The sequence below is a fragment of the Eubacterium ramulus genome (assembly GCF_045002895.1).
Lineage (GTDB): Bacteria > Bacillota > Clostridia > Lachnospirales > Lachnospiraceae > Eubacterium_I > Eubacterium_I ramulus.
The window spans coordinates 1,447,874-1,464,434 of sequence record NZ_CP173382.1; the positions used below are offsets into that span (position 1 = coordinate 1,447,874).

Consider the following 16,561-nt stretch of genomic DNA (forward strand, 5'->3'; position numbering starts at 1 on the left):
AAATCTATTTATTTACGGTACGTTTTACATAAGTGGTATGTAACAGCTCATGTGCTTTATGGCTGCCCGGTTCACCCAGATACGTATCATATAATTCAATGATTGCCGGATTCTCATGTGATTTACGGATTTTGTTCTTTTTATCCAGGTTATAAAGTACTTCCGCACGCTTTGCACGAATATCCACGGTATTGCGTACATATCCCGGCTGCTGCGGCTGACCGCCACCATTGACACATCCGCCAGGACAGCCCATAATTTCAATAAAATGATACTCTGCCTCACCGGATTTTACTTTCTTCAACAATTCTTTTGCATTTTTCAATCCGGAAACAACCGCAACTTTCACATCCATACCTGCTACATTGTAAACAGCCTCTTTGATTCCCTCGATACCACGTACATCCGTAAAATCAAGTTTTGCAAGTTCTTCGCCGGTCAGTTTTTCTACTGCAGTACGAAGAGCTGCTTCCATAACACCACCGGTTGCGCCAAAAATGACTGCTGCTCCGCTTCCAAGACCCAACGGCATATCGAATTCTTCGTCCGGAAGATCTGTAAAACGGATACTTGCACGTTCGATCATGCGGCCAAGCTCTCTTGTTGTGATAGCGATATCTACATCCGGAACACCTGCACCGTTCTCATCCTCTCTACCGATTTCAAATTTCTTTGCAGTACAAGGCATAACGCTGACAACCACCATTTTTTCTTTCGGGATTCCCATTTTCTCTGCATAATAGGATTTGGCAATGGCACCAAACATCTGCTGCGGAGATTTACAGGAAGATAAATTCTCTGTCATTTCCGGGAAATAGTGCTCACAGTATTTGATCCAACCCGGAGAACAGGAAGTGATCAGCGGTAATACGCCACCATTCTGTACACGATCCAGGAATTCATGCGCTTCTTCCATAATGGTAAGATCGGCAGAGAATGTGGTATCAAATACTTTATCAAAGCCAAGTCTGCGCAGTGCTGCTGCCAGTTTACCTTCTACATCAGTACCGATCGGCATGCCAAATGCTTCCCCGAGTCCTGCGCGGACTGCCGGTGCGCACTGAACTATCACATATTTCTCCGGATCAGCAATGGCTGCAAATACTTCTTCCGTATTATCTTTCTCATATAGTGCACCTGTCGGACATACTGCGATGCATTGTCCACAGGATACGCAGCTTGTATCACCAAGATCCATATCGAATGCAGTTCCGATATAAGTCTTGAATCCACGCTCATTTGCGCCGATGACACCCACACCCTGTACTTTTTCGCAAACTGCACTGCACCGTCTGCACAAAATACATTTGTTATTATCTCTCACCATATGGGCTGCACTGGTATCCAATTCATATTTATTACGCTCACCATCATAGTAAGCCTCATCATCTACTTTGTACTCACGGCATAATGTCTGAAGTTCACAGTTACCACTGCGGACACAGGACAGACACTTACGATCGTGATTGGATAAAAGAAGCTGTAATGTCTTTCTTCTGGACGCAATAACCTTCGGTGTATTTGTCCAAACTTCCATTCCTTCGTTGATTGGATATACACAGGCTGTCACCAGACTGCGAGCCCCTTTTACTTCCACCACACACATACGGCAGGCGCCGATCTCATTGATTTCTTTGAGGTAACATAACGTCGGGATTTCAATCTGTGCAAGGCGAGCCGCCTCAAGAATCGTGGAACCCTGCGGTGCGGATACCTCTCTTCCGTTTATTTTAATTGTAATATTTTCCATGATTGATTCCTCCGTTACTCTTTATAAATAGCGCCAAAACGACACTTATCGATACAGGTTCCACATTTCACACATTTACTTGTGTCAATGCTGTGTGCCACTTTTACCTGACCTTCGATAGCATCTACCGGACAGTTACGTGCACATAATGTACAACCTTTACATTTCACAGGATCAATCTTATATGTAATGAGTTTCTTACATACACCAGCCGGACATCTCTTGTTTACGACATGCTCAATATATTCGTCACGGAAGTAACGAAGGGTAGAGAGAACCGGGTTCGGTGCAGTCTGTCCCAGACCACAGAGTGCATTGTCTTTGATGTAGTAGCACAGCTCTTCCATCTTATCGATGTCCTCTAAGGTTCCTCGTCCGTCTGTAATCTTCTCTAATAACTCCAGCAGACGTTTCGTTCCGACACGACATGGCGTACATTTACCACATGATTCATCTACGGTAAACTGCAGGAAGAATTTTGCAATATCTACCATACAGGTATCTTCATCCATAACGATCAGACCGCCGGATCCCATCATTGAACCAATGCTGATCAGGTTATCGTAGTCGATTGGAATATCAAAATGCTCTGCAGGGATACATCCGCCGGATGGTCCACCGGTCTGAGCTGCTTTAAATTTCTTGCCATTTGGAATACCACCGCCGATATCTTCAATAACAGTACGCAATGTCGTTCCCATCGGGATTTCTACCAGTCCGGTATTATTGATTTTTCCACCAAGTGCAAATACTTTTGTTCCTTTGGATTTTTCTGTACCCATGGAAGCAAACCACTTTGGTCCGTTGATGATAATCTGCGGGATATTAGCCCATGTCTCAACGTTATTTAAAATGGTCGGACTCGCAAACAATCCTTTAACAGCCGGAAATGGCGGTCTCGGACGCGGCTCGCCACGGTTTCCTTCGATGGATGTCATCAGTGCGGTCTCCTCGCCACAGACAAACGCACCCGCACCGAGACGAAGTTCGATGTCAAAATCAAATCCACTCTCAAAAATATTTTTGCCAAGCAGTCCGTATTCTCTTGCCTGGTTAATCGCAATCTGCAGACGTTCTACCGCGATCGGATACTCTGCACGCACATAAATGTAACCCTGATCTGCACCGATAGCATAGCCCGCAATAGCCATAGCCTCAAGTACAACATGTGGATCACCTTCCAGAACAGAACGATCCATAAATGCACCCGGATCTCCCTCATCGGCATTACAACAGACATATTTCTGCACATTTCCACGGTTTCCGGAAGCAAATCTCCATTTCAGACCAGTCGGGAATCCTGCACCACCACGTCCTCTTAAACCACTGTCTAAAATTGTCTGGATAACTTCATCCGGAGTCATCTCTGTCAGAACTTTTCCAAGTGCTTCATAGCCGCCGGTTCCAATATATTCATCAATGCTTTCCGGATTGATGACACCACAGTTTCTCAATGCGATTCTGTGCTGTTTTTTATAGAAAGTTGTCTCATTTAAGGATTTGATTCCTTCCGGCGCCTGAGCCTCATGGTATACGAGACGTTCCACGATACGACCTTTTAATAAATGCTCGGAAACAATCTCCTCAACATCCTCCGGACGTACTTTGGAATAAAACACTGCCTCCGGATAAACAATCATAACCGGTCCTTCTGCACACAGACCATGGCATCCTGTTTTAACAACCGCTACTTCATTTTGTAATCTATTTTTCTTTAATTCCTCTTTTAAAGTCTGAATAATCTGCTGACTTCCGGAAGAAGTACATCCGGTTCCTCCACAGACTAATACATGTGAACGATACATTTAGTCACACCCCCATTACATATTCTCATCTACGTGAAGTAAATATTTATCCAACACCTGACCTCTTACAAGATGCTGTTCCAAAATTTCTTTTGCTTTTTCTTCGTTTACTTTCACATACGTTACTTTTTCTTTGCCCGGTTCATATACTTCTACGATCGGCTCATACTGACATAATCCGATACAACCGGTCTGGGTGACTGTCACATGCTCCAATTTTCTATCTTCTACTTCTTTTACGAGCAGATTTAAAACCGGACGCGCACCGCTTGCGATTCCACAGGTAGCCATGCCGACAACAACACGTGTATTATCTGCATGTTCAGAACGCATTCCGATCTGCCCTTTCATTTTATCCCGAATGGCTTTCAATTCTTCTAATGATTTCATATGATCCCTCCTTCGAATTACCCGGGGTAATTCTGCATTCTATTAATATCCGATTCATTTTCTTCCAGATAATCTCTGATGAAGGAAGAAATTTCCGGTGTATCCAAAGGGATATCCCCAAGCATTTCCCGCATTTCCTTCGTATCCAGATGAAACTCTGCCTCATTCACCTGGTAGCCATAATAAAATTCAATATCCGGATGCATCACGATCAGTGAATAAACGGTCTCATTAAGATTTCCAAGCGGCATACAGTCAATATGATCGGTACAAAATATCGCCTGAATATCCGTCCCTTGACCCAACACGGATGATATGGAAAATGAGCCGCCGGTACATTCTGCTTCCTGTTTAAAAAACGGAATTCCGAGTCCGACTTTCCGGGTAGTCCTTGTAGTATAAAAAGGATCTGTCACCCGCTTCACTGTCTCTGCATCCATTCCTGTTCCGTTGTCCTTGATCTGAACCTTTATCTGCTGTTTAAACGTATTTACCCAAACCATGATTTTAATTTGTGTCGCTTTTGCGGATATGGAATTTTGTGAGATATCCAGAATATTTAATGATATTTCCGGTAACATTACATGTATTTTGCCAGAATACCATCCAGCTCATCCGGAGTCAGACGACCATACACATCATCATTGATCATCATAACCGGCGCAAGACCACAGGCACCGATACAACGACAGGCATCCAGAGAGAATTTTCCATCAGCAGTACACTGACCACCGGCAATTCCGAGAATGTCCATAAGCTTGTTATAGATATCACCTGAGCCCTTTACATAGCAGGCTGTTCCGAGACATACAGAAATTTTGTACTGTCCTTTCGGATATAAATTGAACTGGGAGTAAAAGGTTGCTACTCCGTAGATTTTTTCCATTGGCACATCCAGTTCATCTGAGATCATTTTCTGAACTTCATATGGAAGATAGCCGTAGATTTCCTGCGCCTTCTGCATGATCGGCATCAAACAGCCTTTATCTTCGCGCAGTTCGTCGATGACTGCATGCAGCATCGCTTCCTGTTCCTGTGTTCCGTTAAACGGAACAGATTTTGTTTTTTCCAAAATTATCCCTCCTAATATCCAATGTACTTTTTTTAATACATCTGTCTTTTATACTACCATCTGTTTTCACAATAATCAACAATTTTTTCTGGTTAGGTTTGTATAATTTATATACTTTTTATCACATAATTGTTCAAACTGCAATACATGTGCAAGTATGTTATAAAAATAACAAGTCTTTTTTGTTGAAATATAACAAATTACATGCTATACTAATTCAAAAATATTGTGCATTTAAAAAAGTACAAAATCAGAAATTTTGGAGGCTGCTATGACGATCGCACAAATCATTTCGCTGCTGGAAGCCACTTCTCTGTCTGACACGCCGGACCTTGAGCACACCATTGAAAGTGTCTGTGGATCTGACATGATGAGTGATGTTCTGGCATTTATCAAAAAAGATGCATTATTACTGACCGGTCTGAATAACCTGCAGGTCATCCGCACCGCTGAGATGCTTGATATTGTCTGTCTGGTCTTTGTACGGGGCAAACAACCTCAGCCGGAGATGCTGCAGATGGCTGAAAATCTCGGCATAACTGTTCTGACCACGGAACACACTATGTTTGATGCCTGCGGCATTTTATATCATGCAGGACTACGGGGAGGAAGCCGAAACGATGCCTAGTATACATTATCAATACACCGTGGATGGTGATGATTTCACCCTGGCCGGTGAAGCAAGCAGTGCTTTAAAGCAGACACTAAAACTAATGAACCTGGATGCAGATATCATCCGCCGCTGTGCCATTGCCATGTATGAAGGAGAAATCAATATGGTAATCCATGCAAACGGTGGTATCATCGACGTAGATATCTTTCCGGATAAAGTTGTCATGGTGCTGACGGATCACGGTCCCGGAATCCCTGATGTGCCGCTTGCTATGCAGGAGGGATATTCCACCGCCGGTGAAGAGGTCCTGAATCTTGGTTTCGGAGCCGGTATGGGACTTCCAAACATGAAGCGTTCTTCCGATGAAATGCATATCGACACTTCCATTGGTGTCGGGACTACCGTCACCATGACTATCTATATAAGGACGATCTGATCATGAATAAATTTTTTCACTCAGTTTATCTGGACAGTGACAAATGTACCGGATGTATCACTTGCCTGAAACGATGTCCTACACAGGCCATCCGCGTCAGAGACGGAAAAGCACATATCATCAATGAATTTTGCATTGACTGCGGCGAATGTATCCGGCATTGTCCACATCACGCCAAGCATACAAAACGGGATTTTATTCCGGTTTTAAAAGATTATAAATATACGGTGGCACTTCCGGCACCTTCCCTGTACAGCCAGTTCAATAATGTCAAGGACACAAATATCATCCTGACAGCACTGGTTCTGGCCGGCTTTGATGATGTGTTTGAAGTAAGTGCCGGTGCAGAGATCATCTCCGAACTTTCCCGAAAGTATATCAGCGAACATCCGGAACTTTACCCATTGATCAGCACTGCCTGCCCGACAGTCGAACGTCTGATCCGTGTACGTTTTCCGGGATTAATTCCACATTTGCTGCCAATTCTGCCACCGATGGAAGCTGCAGCTATTATTGCCCGGAAACGAGCCGCAGCCAAAACCGGTCTGGATTCATCCGACATTGGCATCATTTTTTTGTCTCCCTGCCCTTCCAAAATCACATTTATCCATGATCCACTGGGCATGCGCGAAAGTAATGTCGATGCGGTACTAGCCATTAAAGATATCTATCCGCTGCTGCTCTCTCATATGAAAGAAGCACAGAAACAGTTGGACAATAAGGTTTCCTATACACTCTCCGGCCGTATTGGAAAAGGCTGGGCCATCAGTGGCGGCGAAGCCTATGGCATTATCTCCGATCATTACCTGGCTGCCGATGGCATCGAAAATGTAATCCGTGTACTGGAAGATCTGGAAGATGAAAAAATCTTACCGGGACTGCAATTTGTAGAGCTGAATGCCTGCAGCGCCGGTTGTGTTGGTGGCGTTCTGACCGTAGAAAATCCCTATATTGCCAAAGCAAAAGTAAAACAATCTTCCAAATACGAACCGGTACTTCGGATGCACTGTGCGGATTTTCAGGAAGAACCACCTGAAATTTTTGGCTGGACCGAACCGGTAGCTTATGAACCTGTGTACACTCTGGGAGCAAATATTTTTGAAAGTATGGAAAAAATTCTGGAAAGCCAGGAAATCCTAAAGGAACTTCCCGGACTGGATTGTGGTTCCTGCGGTTCTCCGACCTGCAAAGCCCTGGCCGAAGATATTGTAAAAGGCGTAGATTCCGCCCGCAAGGAAGACTGTATCTATTTGATGCGGGAACAATGGAAAAAGCACACCGGGAAAAAGGAGGAAAAAGAATTATGACTGTAAAAGAACTGACCCTTACGGACAATTATGAAATCGTACATCTTGGTGATCCGGAGGCTGTAATCTCTGAACCGTATTGTTGCGATCTGCTCAGTATTGCCATGGGAAATGCACCGGCTACTTCTGCCTGGTGCACTGTTATGAGCAACATGAACACCCTGGCAGTGGCCTCTCTAACGGAATGTGCCTGCGTAATTCTCTGTCACAATGTTTCCATTGATGAAAACATGAAGCTGAAAGCGGTCAGCGAAAATATGAATGTACTCCGAACAGCAAAACCAATCTTCACTACTGCCCTGGAGGTTTATAAAAAACTGCATGAAAACCCTGACTTATGATCTGCATCTCCACTCCTGTCTGTCCCCCTGCGGAGACAATGAAATGACTCCTGCCACCATTGCAGGCATGGCAAAAATCATTGGTCTGGATCTGATTGCACTGACAGATCACAATTCATGCAAAAACTGTCCTGCAATCCAGAAAGCAGCGAATGCGTACGGAATTCTTTTTCTGCCTGGAATGGAACTGACCACTGCAGAAGAAGTTCATGTACTGTGCTATTTTCCACAGCTGAATGCAGCCATGAATTTTGATTCCTATGTATCATCACATCTGCCACACATTCCAAACAAACCGGCTTTGTTTGGCGAACAACGCATCTGCGATGAAGAAGATCAGATACTGGGGCAGGAAAATCGTCTGCTAATCTCAGCCACGGATATTCCTTTCTCTTCCGTATATGATCTGGTACAGCAGTTTGACGGCATTATGGTTCCTGCTCACATTAACAAACCAAGTACCAGTCTTCTCGGAAATCTTGGTTTTATTCCGGAAGACAGTCGCTTTTCCTGTGCAGAAATAAAAAATGATGCGGACTGGCCATTGCTTCAGCAACAATTCCCCTATCTGCAGCATTGCAATCACCTGTGCAGCTCCGATGCCCATGATCTGAACGCAATCCATGAGCCGATTTATACCCTGCAGACCACCGGTACCACTCCGGAGGATCTTCTGGCAGCAATTCAAACCCGGATCTGACTGCTGACGGTCTGCATTCCGGCATTGCAAAAAGCATTGATAAAAAACAAAAGGCAGGAAGTTTTAAACAAGAAAAGCTGTAAAACAGACCGGTGATATCATCTCACCATTTCTCTTTTACAGCTTTCCTTATTGCGAAAGCGGACATTCACAATCCGCTTTCGCTACTTACTCATGAACGCATGTAAGATTTGACGCGTGATTCCGGTCAGCGTAAGCTGACATATTCGTCTCTGAATCACTGCGCATCTACACTTCATTTCGGATACGTTACTCAATAATTACTTTTTTTCCATATTTCTCACCCAGATTTTCTACAGAACCATCTGTGTTCTGAATATCAATCTGATTGAGCTGGCTGCGCAGATTTTTGCGAAAAGAAGCGATATATTCTTCTCGCAATAATGCCTGTTCTTTTTTCTCTGTCTCTGTCAGACCTTCTGCTTTTGCTTTATGATATAATTCATTGATTCGTTTTACTTTTTCATCTGTCATACTCATCTGTTATTCCTCCTTCTTAATCGTATCATTTCTATCACTTTCAGGATATTTATGCTTACTCTGTACTCGAAACTCTACCGATTCTGCAGATATGCATGAATATCAAATGTCTCATCGTTCTGTGCACGGAATAAGGTTCCACGAAACGTACCACTGATAATCTGATGGATAATTCCCACATCTTTGCCATTTGCAATGATCATGTCTGTGCCGGATGCGGTTGCAATGCGGGCAGCTGACAGTTTTGTCGCCATCCCACCGGTTCCCACATCACTTCCTGTGGACTGCTTTGCCATAGCATCATAATGTGCATCCATTTTTTCCACACACTCTACCAATGTTGCCTCCGGATTCTTTCGTGGGTCATCCGTATAAAGACCGTCAATATCAGATAGCAAAATCAGTAAGTCTGCGCCTGTAAGAGATGCTACGATAGCAGAGAGTGTATCATTGTCACCAAAATGCATCTCATAAGTGGATACGGTATCATTTTCATTGACAACCGGAATAATCCCCAGTCGAAACATTTCTTCAAACGTATTTTGCGCATTCTGACAGGATTCTTCCTCTAACATTGTATCCTTTGTCATAAGAATCTGTCCGGCTGTCTGATTGTACTCCGCAAACATCCGCTGATATGTCATCATTAGCCGGGCCTGTCCAACAGCTGCACACGCCTGTTTTGTAGAAATATCTTCCGGGCGGTTCTGTAGTCCGATGGCCTGACGCCCCACTGCGATAGCACCGGAACTTACCAGGCAGACATCCATCCCCTGATTTCTCAGATCACAAAGTTCCCGCACCAGCTTTTCAATTTTCATCAGGTTCATACTTCCAGTCTGTGGATGCTGTAAGGACGAAGAACCGATTTTGACTACGACTCGCTTTTTATATTTAAAATAATCATTTACATTCATTTGTATCTGCTCCTCTTATGATGATGTAATTTCTCACGCACTGTGCCATTCATATGTAATACAAATTTCCTTTATAGAATGCTTTTCCATCGTTGACACTCTTATGTTCTATGATACATCGGTAATGTAATTTCTGTCAATACTCATATAGCGCACTCAAAAAATGCTGCCCTGAATACTCAGGGCAGCATTTGTAGTGTAGATGTGCAGTGATTCTGAGAACAATATGTCAGCTTTCGCTGGCCAGAATCACGCACCAAGTCTCACGTGCGTTCGACTTGAACAAATTCTTAAGCAGTAACCTTTTTGCCTGTAATAATCTTCTTCGGACATTTCTCAGCACATGCGCCACATCCGGTACATTTTGACTGATCAATGTGTGCGATATTATTCTCTACCGTAACAGCGCCTGACTCACAGACTCTCTCACACATTTTACATCCGATACAACCAACTTTACAAGCAGTCATAACCTGTTTACCCTTATCCTGGGAACTACACTGTACGATATGTTTTGCATCATACGGCACAAGTTCGATCAGGTTCTTCGGGCAGGCTTTGATACATTTACCGCAGGCTTTACATTGCTCTTTATCAACAACTGCAACGCCATTTTTGATATGAATTGCATCAAACGGACAAGCTTTCACACACTCACCAAATCCAAGACATCCAAAATTACATTTTTTCGGTCCGCCATTCGGTACGAAAGCCATCATGGAGCAATCCTCTACTCCATAGTATTCATAATCTGCATTTGCATTCTCACATGTTCCTGCACATTTTACAAATGCAACTTCACGAACAGATTCACCAACTTCCTGACCCATGATCGCACCGATTTTTGCTGCTACTGCAGCACCACCAACTGGACAGGAACCAACTTCTGCTTCGCCTTTTGCAATCGCTGCAGCAAGACCGGAACATCCGGCAAAACCACAACCACCACAGTTATTTCCCGGAAGAGCTGCTAATACTTCTTCCTCTTTCGGGTCTACTTCTACTTTGAATTTCTCACCGGCAATCCCAAGGATAATACCAATGACAATACCTGTACCGCCGACTACAACAGCGGCAATAATAATTGCTGAAACGCTCATCTGTATACCCTCCTAAATGACGCCGGAAAATCCCATAAATGCAATTGACATCAGACCTGCTGTTACCAGCACGATTGCGGAACCCTTGAAAGGTGTCGGGATATCATTGTACTCGATCTTCTCACGAATACCTGCCATAATGACAATTGAAATGGTAAATCCAACTGCTGTTGCGAAACCATTGATTGTACTTACGCCAATACCATAACCATACTGTACATTGTTCAGGGCAACACCAAGAACGGCACAGTTTGTTGTGATCAGTGGTAAGAAAATACCAAGTGCGTTGTACAATGGCGGCATTGATTTCTTCATAAACATCTCTACGAACTGAACCAATGCAGCAATAACTAAAATAAATACAATTGTTCTTAAATAGGTAATATCAAACTGCTGCAGGATAAATTTATCCAGCACACTTGTGATAAAGGATGCAATTGTAATAACGAAAATAACTGCGGCACCCATTCCGGCTGCAGTATTTACCTTTTTGGATACACCGAAAAACGGACATAAGCCAAGGAACTGGCTCAGGACAACGTTATTTACAATGGCAGAGCCGATTGCGATAAGTAATACCTCTTTCATCTGAACCTTTCCTCCTTATTCTTTCTCATCTGTTCCTGCAGTGAATACCTTTCCTTCACAGCAACTGCTTGCACAAGCTGCACAGTCACCATCGAAGCATCCGGTTCTTTCTTTCACTGCAATACCTTTTTTACGTTTTGCTTCACGGAATGCATTCTGGATTGCGATCAGCATAGCTAATACAAAGAATGCACCAGGAGCAAGTACAAAAATTGTGATTGGTGTAAATCCTGCTTTGCCTGCAGCTGCATCAGCTAACGGAAGAAGCTGGAAACCAAAAATCTGTCCGGATCCAAGGATCTCACGAACTGCACCGATACATGTCAGACCAACAGTAAATCCAAGTCCCATACCGATACCATCAAAGATAGACGGAAGAACCGGGTTCTTTGAAGCATAACTCTCGGCACGACCAAGAATGATACAGTTTACTACGATCAGAGGGATATAGATACCCAGTGATGCATACAGGGATGGTACATAACCCTGCAGTAAAAACTGAACAATAGTTACCAGAGATGCAACGACAACGATGAATGCCGGTACACGTGCACTGTCCGGAATAATCTTACGGAGCAGTGAAATTAAAAGGTTTGAAAATACAAGTACGAGTGTCGTGGAAAGTCCCATACCTATACCGTTAATAGCTGATGTTGTAACAGCCAGGGTCGGGCACATACCGATCAACATAACGAAGGTAGGGTTCTCTTTCACGATACCGTTTACAATACGTTCTATACACTTATTCATTTAAAAGTTCCCCTCCTGTTATTGTGCAAGTGATCTGTAATAAGCCAGTCCAGCATTTACAGCACTTGTAACAGCGCTTGATGTGATTGTAGCACCACTGATTGCATCGATCTGGTTATCAGATGTTGCACCTGTCTTTGTAACTTCAAATGATTCTACCTGTTTGCCTGCAAACTGAGAAGAGAAAGAATCTTCTTTTGCTTTCATACCAAGTCCGGCAGTATCATTGATTGTTGTGATGGAATATCCGTTTAATGTGCCATCGTTTGTAACACCGATGGATAAGGTAACATCTCCACCATAACTATTCGGGTCTGTTACGGAAATAACATAACCAAGTTCTGCACCACTTGCATCTACAGCGACAACACAGTTTTCAATCGTGTCATCTGCGTATCCTGCAGCTACAGCTGCTTCTGTTGCTTTTTCAGAATCAAATCCGTCCATATCGTTGAATGCATCTGCATCCGGGAATACCGTACGGTATGCATTCTGCTGAATGTTATAATTTGCTTTTTCAATTGGGGCTTTTGTAATGCCATATACAGCACCCAGGCCAAGACCCGCGATAACTGTGATCAGAAAAAGGATCAGGGCATCTTTAATGATTTTTCCATTCATTATTTTTCCCCTCCTTTACCAAATGGTTTCGGGATTGTAAATCTCTCGATTAACGGTACCAACATGTTTGCAAAGATAATGGAGTAAGAACATCCCTCTGCTGATGCACCGAACATACGGAAAATACCAAGGAGGCATCCGCAGATAATACCATAAATAATTTTTCCTTTCGGAGTGATCGGAGAAGTAACATAATCTGTTGCCATAAAGAATGCACCGAGGATCAGTCCACCGCCGCATACTTCCTGAACTACGAACTGTCCAAGATCACCACTTCCGAGATGTCCGCCAAACAGTACAATAAAGATCACGAAAGTGATAATGTATGTACCAGGAATTCTCAGATCGATCACACCCAGCAGGATCAGGAAAATTGCACCGATCAGAAGCGCAATTACGGATGTCTCACCGATAGTACCTGCGATACGGCCGGTAAACATAGCCATTGTATCGCTATAAAGTGCTCCGTCTTTGATCACTGCCAGCGGAGTAGCTCCGGACACACCATCAAATGTGAAGCTTGTCATAGGACCTGTAAATGCAAGAAGCAGGAAGCATCGAGCACCAAGTGCCGGGTTCATGAAGTTCTGTCCAAGTCCGCCAAAAATCATTTTTACAACAACAATGGCAAATGCACCACCGATGATCGGAATGAAGAACGGAACGGTGTGGGACAGGTTCAGACCGAGAAGTAAACCGGTAACGACACAGCTTAAATCACCTATGGTCTGTTTCTTATGTGCAATTTTGTTATATAAGTATTCGGATACCAGGCAGCTTGCGATAGAAACAACAACAACTGCCAATGCACGCGGTCCGAAATTGATAATACCAAATACAGTAGCCGGAAGTAATGCAATGATTACATAAAGCATGATTCTCTGTGTACTGTCTTTGGCTCTTATATGTGGTGATGATGTAACATTGTATAACTCACTCACAATAATCCACCTCTTTCTAACGTTTTTTATTTTTTCCGTCTGTTTGCAAGAATTGTTTTTCTCATGGATTTAATCGACTGTGCAAGATTTCTCTTTGCAGGACATGTAAAGCTGCAGCTTCCACATTCCACACACTCCATGCCGTGCCACTGTTCAAATGGCTCTTCCAGATGTTTTTCTGCATAATCAGCAAGTCTGGAAGGAACAATTCTGGATGGACATGCTTCTACACAACGACCACAGTTAATGCATGCTGTTGCATTCTGGCTTGCATCCTCAACCGCATCATCTGTCAGACATAACAGTGCTGATGTTGTCTTGGTTGTCGGAACATCAAGTCCGAACATTGCAAATCCCATCATAGGACCGCCGGAGATTACTTTCTTCGGCTGAGTCTTAAATCCGCCTGCTGCTTCTACTAATTCTGCATAATTTGTTCCAATACAGACATAGAAGTTCTTAGGATCAGTGATCGCATCACCTGTAATAGTAACAATACGATGCATTAGCGGTCTGCCAAGCTTAACTGCATGATAAATAGCAACAATGGTATCAACATTATCTACGATACAGCCAGCATCAGCCGGAAGCATGGTAGAGTTAATCGCTCTGCCTGTTGTTGCGAAAATCAGCTGACGTTCAGAACCCTGCGGATATTTTGTCTTTAATGCTTTCACTTCCATTCTCGGTTCATTTTTTGTCAACTCTGTCAGTTTTGCAATACAATCCGGTTTGTTATCCTCGATACCGAAAATACCCTTTGCATTGTCAAACAGTGAAAGAATGATTCTCATTCCCTCGATTAATTTCTCCGGCTCCTCGACCATTCTTCTATAATCAGATGTCAGATACGGTTCACACTCTGCACAGTTTGCAATAATGTAGTCGATTTTTTCCGGTTCCTTCGGTGAGAGTTTTACATGTGTCGGGAATCCCGCACCACCCATACCTACGATACCGGCATTCTGAATCTTCTTGATGATCTCTTCTTTGCTCAGAGACGCTACATCGTCTACCGGTGTAAACTCCAGAGATTTAAACTCCCCGTCATTTTCAACCACGATAGAGTTCACCATGTCCCCGACTGCAACACGACGTGGCTCGATTGCCTTAACCGTGCCGGAAACTGTTGCATAAATCGGTGCAGATACGAAACCGCCTGCTTCAGCGATCATCTGTCCCTTCAATACAGCATCACCTACTGCAACCACTGGCTTTGCCGGTGCACCAATGTGCTGTGATAACGGATAAACCAGATCACCTTTGGGTAAATATTCCTGAATCGGTTTATCTTTCGACAAGTCCTTTCCATCATATGGATGGACACCGCCCTTAAAAGTACATAAGCCCATAACCTGTGCCCCACTTTCTCTAAAATAGTTTCCACAGAAAAATTATTAATTCTGCATAATATCGAAAAGTATTATAACACACTTCCAAAAAAAAGTATTAAAATCCATGCAATTTTTCTTTTGTATTGAAAAAAATACCAGACAAGCTATAATGAATTGGAATAAATACAAAACTACAGGAGAACGATGATAATATGATTACAAAACAGACAATTTTTTCATGCGCAGAGCTTGCTGATTCCATCCGGACTTTTCTGACCGCAGACACGCTTCTACTGGATATTGAAACTACCGGTCTGTCCGCTGCGCGGCATTTTATTTACTGTATTGGCTGTTCTTATCTGTCTCCGGACAAGAGTGACAGCATCACGGTTCAGCTTTTTTTTGCTGAAAAACCGGAACAGGAAGCAGAACTTCTGGCTGCACTGACAACACTCTTGCAAACTCACAAAAGGATCATTACCTTCAATGGCAATTCCTTTGACCTTCCTTTTCTCAAAAAACGGTACGAAATAAATCATATCAAGCAACCATTTTCCGATACTCAGTCGGTGGATCTGTACCGGGAAGCCTGTCATCTGAAGAACCTGATCCAATTACCGGATTACAAACAGAAATCCATTGAAACCTTTCTCGGTTGTTTTCGGGAAGATTCTTATACCGGCAAGGAACTGATCACCCAGTATCTTCTATATAATGAAAATCCTACAGAAGAATTGCTCCACAATCTCCTTCTGCACAATGGCGAAGATGTCCGTGGAATGTATGATCTGCTCACGATGCTTTGCTACTCTGATTTTCTGAGCGGAAATTTCCAGATTGAAACTGTAGTCCTCTCATCCACAGATCAAATATACTACTGTGACATCACGCTGTCCGTATCTTATGTGTTTCCTCAGAAAGTCACTGTTGTTCTGCCTGAAGCATCCCTTATGCTCCAGGGCAAGGAGGCATTGATCTCCTTTCCGGTTCATCATGGAAGCCTGCGGCACTATTTTGCAGACTACAAAAACTACTATTACCTACCGGAAGAACAGACCATCATCCATAAAAGTCTTGGTTCCTGTGTAGATCCCGATCATCGGGAAAAAGCGACAAAGCAAAACTGTTATCTGGAAAAAACCTGTCATTATCTCACACATTCTGTTCCCGATAAATGTAGCTATCTGCGCAAAGATTATTCTGATACTGCCACTTATTTTGAGTTTTCAAAAGTAACAGCCGTTCCGAACGAATCGTTACATTTTCCGGATACACAATTAAAGCAGCTGCAATCCTTTCTCTCATCTTATCTGAAACATCTCCTGCACTGAGTATCTACTTGCATAAAGCTCTTTTGCTTGACAGGAAATTCATTGTAATTTACTAATCAAGCAG

General features: G+C 43.3%; 19 protein-coding genes. 6 read left to right on the forward strand and 13 right to left on the reverse strand.

Annotated features, from left to right (window positions below):
- Nucleotides 1-4: 4 nt before the first annotated feature.
- Genes ACIRUQ_RS06820 through ACIRUQ_RS06840 form a run of 5 tightly spaced genes read right to left on the reverse strand, consistent with a single transcriptional unit; the run spans nucleotide 5 to nucleotide 4,966 of the window.
- On the reverse strand, nucleotides 5-1,750 hold the full coding sequence (locus ACIRUQ_RS06820) for an NADH-dependent [FeFe] hydrogenase, group A6 (RefSeq protein ID WP_022036730.1): 1,746 nt from the start codon (nucleotides 1,748-1,750) through the stop codon (nucleotides 5-7).
- Between the two features lie 14 nt (nucleotides 1,751-1,764).
- Entirely contained in the window at nucleotides 1,765-3,555 is a 1,791-nt protein-coding gene (nuoF, locus tag ACIRUQ_RS06825) for an NADH-quinone oxidoreductase subunit NuoF (RefSeq protein ID WP_055289046.1), read from the reverse strand.
- Between the two features lie 15 nt (nucleotides 3,556-3,570).
- Complete coding sequence (locus ACIRUQ_RS06830; RefSeq protein ID WP_022036732.1) at nucleotides 3,571-3,945, reverse strand: ferredoxin; 375 nt, start codon at nucleotides 3,943-3,945, stop codon at nucleotides 3,571-3,573.
- Nucleotides 3,946-3,962: 17 nt separating this feature from the next.
- Nucleotides 3,963-4,526: an ATP-binding protein gene (locus ACIRUQ_RS06835; protein WP_022036733.1), complete on the reverse strand. Its 564-nt coding sequence runs from the start codon at nucleotides 4,524-4,526 to the stop codon at nucleotides 3,963-3,965.
- Complete coding sequence (locus tag ACIRUQ_RS06840; RefSeq protein ID WP_154301415.1) at nucleotides 4,526-4,966, reverse strand: NAD(P)H-dependent oxidoreductase subunit E; 441 nt, start codon at nucleotides 4,964-4,966, stop codon at nucleotides 4,526-4,528. The genes ACIRUQ_RS06835 and ACIRUQ_RS06840 overlap by 1 nt, the downstream gene beginning before the upstream one ends.
- 322 nt (nucleotides 4,967-5,288) lie before the next feature.
- On the opposite strand from ACIRUQ_RS06840, the gene ACIRUQ_RS06845 reads away from it, so the two are divergent.
- Genes ACIRUQ_RS06845 through ACIRUQ_RS06865 form a run of 5 tightly spaced genes read left to right on the forward strand, consistent with a single transcriptional unit; the run spans nucleotide 5,289 to nucleotide 8,414 of the window.
- The gene (locus ACIRUQ_RS06845; RefSeq protein WP_021739960.1) at nucleotides 5,289-5,645 is read left to right on the forward strand and encodes a DRTGG domain-containing protein; all 357 of its coding nucleotides are present in this window, start codon (nucleotides 5,289-5,291) and stop codon (nucleotides 5,643-5,645) included.
- A complete protein-coding gene (locus ACIRUQ_RS06850) occupies nucleotides 5,638-6,066 on the forward strand; it encodes an anti-sigma regulatory factor (RefSeq protein WP_021739961.1) in 429 nt (142 codons plus the stop codon). Before ACIRUQ_RS06845 ends, ACIRUQ_RS06850 begins: the two co-directional genes overlap by 8 nt.
- Before the next feature lie 2 nt (nucleotides 6,067-6,068).
- Nucleotides 6,069-7,373: a [Fe-Fe] hydrogenase large subunit C-terminal domain-containing protein gene (locus ACIRUQ_RS06855; RefSeq protein WP_055289048.1), complete on the forward strand. Its 1,305-nt coding sequence runs from the start codon at nucleotides 6,069-6,071 to the stop codon at nucleotides 7,371-7,373.
- The gene (locus ACIRUQ_RS06860; RefSeq protein WP_022036735.1) at nucleotides 7,370-7,714 is read left to right on the forward strand and encodes a hypothetical protein; all 345 of its coding nucleotides are present in this window, start codon (nucleotides 7,370-7,372) and stop codon (nucleotides 7,712-7,714) included. Before ACIRUQ_RS06855 ends, ACIRUQ_RS06860 begins: the two co-directional genes overlap by 4 nt.
- A gap of 43 nt (nucleotides 7,715-7,757) precedes the next feature.
- Nucleotides 7,758-8,414, forward strand: coding sequence for a PHP domain-containing protein (locus ACIRUQ_RS06865; RefSeq protein WP_022036736.1), 657 nt, complete (start codon nucleotides 7,758-7,760; stop codon nucleotides 8,412-8,414).
- A 270-nt stretch (nucleotides 8,415-8,684) separates the two neighbouring features.
- Here ACIRUQ_RS06865 and ACIRUQ_RS06870 read toward each other — a convergent pair whose 3' ends face one another.
- The 8 genes from ACIRUQ_RS06870 to rsxC all read right to left on the reverse strand — a co-directional run bounded on the left by ACIRUQ_RS06870 (nucleotide 8,685) and on the right by rsxC (nucleotide 15,184).
- A complete protein-coding gene (locus ACIRUQ_RS06870; RefSeq protein WP_022036737.1) occupies nucleotides 8,685-8,915 on the reverse strand; it encodes a DUF896 domain-containing protein in 231 nt (76 codons plus the stop codon).
- A gap of 74 nt (nucleotides 8,916-8,989) precedes the next feature.
- Nucleotides 8,990-9,832, reverse strand: a complete 843-nt coding sequence (gene proB / locus ACIRUQ_RS06875) for a glutamate 5-kinase (RefSeq protein ID WP_021739969.1) — start codon at nucleotides 9,830-9,832, stop codon at nucleotides 8,990-8,992.
- A gap of 290 nt (nucleotides 9,833-10,122) precedes the next feature.
- Nucleotides 10,123-10,932 carry an RnfABCDGE type electron transport complex subunit B gene (gene rnfB, locus ACIRUQ_RS06880; RefSeq protein ID WP_021739970.1) on the reverse strand — a complete coding sequence of 270 codons (810 nt, stop codon included), beginning with the start codon at nucleotides 10,930-10,932 and terminating at the stop codon, nucleotides 10,123-10,125.
- A gap of 12 nt (nucleotides 10,933-10,944) precedes the next feature.
- A complete protein-coding gene (gene rsxA, locus ACIRUQ_RS06885) occupies nucleotides 10,945-11,520 on the reverse strand; it encodes an electron transport complex subunit RsxA (protein ID WP_021739971.1) in 576 nt (191 codons plus the stop codon).
- A 15-nt stretch (nucleotides 11,521-11,535) separates the two neighbouring features.
- Nucleotides 11,536-12,270: an electron transport complex subunit RsxE gene (gene rsxE, locus ACIRUQ_RS06890; RefSeq protein ID WP_021739972.1), complete on the reverse strand. Its 735-nt coding sequence runs from the start codon at nucleotides 12,268-12,270 to the stop codon at nucleotides 11,536-11,538.
- An 18-nt stretch (nucleotides 12,271-12,288) separates the two neighbouring features.
- Nucleotides 12,289-12,891 carry an RnfABCDGE type electron transport complex subunit G gene (locus ACIRUQ_RS06895; RefSeq protein WP_022036738.1) on the reverse strand — a complete coding sequence of 201 codons (603 nt, stop codon included), beginning with the start codon at nucleotides 12,889-12,891 and terminating at the stop codon, nucleotides 12,289-12,291.
- Complete coding sequence (locus ACIRUQ_RS06900) at nucleotides 12,891-13,832, reverse strand: RnfABCDGE type electron transport complex subunit D (protein ID WP_022036739.1); 942 nt, start codon at nucleotides 13,830-13,832, stop codon at nucleotides 12,891-12,893. The genes ACIRUQ_RS06895 and ACIRUQ_RS06900 overlap by 1 nt, the downstream gene beginning before the upstream one ends.
- 26 nt (nucleotides 13,833-13,858) lie before the next feature.
- Nucleotides 13,859-15,184: an electron transport complex subunit RsxC gene (rsxC, locus tag ACIRUQ_RS06905; RefSeq protein WP_022036740.1), complete on the reverse strand. Its 1,326-nt coding sequence runs from the start codon at nucleotides 15,182-15,184 to the stop codon at nucleotides 13,859-13,861.
- 194 nt (nucleotides 15,185-15,378) lie between these two features.
- On the opposite strand from rsxC, the gene ACIRUQ_RS06910 reads away from it, so the two are divergent.
- On the forward strand, nucleotides 15,379-16,497 hold the full coding sequence (locus tag ACIRUQ_RS06910) for a ribonuclease H-like domain-containing protein (protein ID WP_055289053.1): 1,119 nt from the start codon (nucleotides 15,379-15,381) through the stop codon (nucleotides 16,495-16,497).
- Nucleotides 16,498-16,561: the final 64 nt, after the last annotated feature.